Source organism: Vibrio harveyi NBRC 15634 = ATCC 14126 = KCTC 12724 (genome assembly GCF_001591145.1).
In the GTDB taxonomy this organism is placed as follows: domain Bacteria; phylum Pseudomonadota; class Gammaproteobacteria; order Enterobacterales; family Vibrionaceae; genus Vibrio; species Vibrio harveyi.
On sequence record NZ_BCUF01000161.1, the window covers coordinates 1 to 687 of the forward strand.

Annotated in this window: 2 protein-coding genes; both read left to right on the forward strand. The window is 42.9% G+C overall.

Features of this window, described 5'->3' with window-relative positions; all coding sequences use genetic code 11:
- Positions 1–96 precede the first annotated feature (96 nt).
- A complete protein-coding gene (locus tag VHA02S_RS24995) occupies positions 97–354 on the forward strand; it encodes a type II toxin-antitoxin system Phd/YefM family antitoxin (RefSeq protein WP_020196830.1) in 258 nt (85 codons plus the stop codon).
- Positions 342–644, forward strand: a complete 303-nt coding sequence (locus VHA02S_RS25000; RefSeq protein ID WP_025548916.1) for a type II toxin-antitoxin system RelE/ParE family toxin — start codon at positions 342–344, stop codon at positions 642–644. Before VHA02S_RS24995 ends, VHA02S_RS25000 begins: the two co-directional genes overlap by 13 nt.
- Positions 645–687: the final 43 nt, after the last annotated feature.

Below are 687 nucleotides of genomic sequence, written 5' to 3' on the forward strand. Positions count from 1 at the left end.
TTGCTCACACCTTAACAGGGCGTTAGCCGTCATGGAGCTTGCCATACTCAAAGTGATAGAATAGTATCACTTTAGTATTCCTTTGGAGCAGCTCTCATGAAAGTAGAACTAGTTACATCACTTAAACGTCAAGCAACTAAGATCCTCGCCGATCTCCACGACACCAAAGAACCAGTGTTAATTACTGAACATGGTAAGCCATCGGCATATCTGGTTGATGTTGATGATTACGAGTTTATGCAAAATCGCTTGGCGATTCTGGAGGGGATTGCACGAGGTGAACGTGCATTAGCTGACGGTAAAGTGGTGAGTCACGATAAAGCCAAGGACAAAATGTCAAAATGGCTGAAATAATCTGGACTGAGCCAGCGTTATCTGACCTCAACGATATCGCTGAATATATCGCACTTGAAAATATCGTAGCTGCAAAGCAGTTAGTGCAAACGATCTTCTCCAAAGTCGAACGCCTGCAAACTTTCCCAGAGTCAGGTCGTATTCCACCCGAGCTAGAACATTTAAGTTATCGTGAAGTTGTCGTTAATCCATGTCGTGTTTTCTATAAACAAGACGGTGACAAAGTGTTTATTCTGTTTGTTATGCGTGCAGAGAGAGATTTGCGTAAGTTCCTGTTGAGTAAGCAGTAATCTTTGGGAATGAGCGGCTAACAAACTGTTTAAGAGCGATTCG

Excerpts from the sequence above, each read along its gene's own strand:
- VHA02S_RS25000 (WP_025548916.1), top strand. The coding sequence starts at position 342 with ATGGCTGAAATAATCTGGACTGAGCCAGCGTTATCTGACCTCAACGAT.
- VHA02S_RS24995 (WP_020196830.1), top strand. The coding sequence starts at position 97 with ATGAAAGTAGAACTAGTTACATCACTTAAACGTCAAGCAACTAAGATC.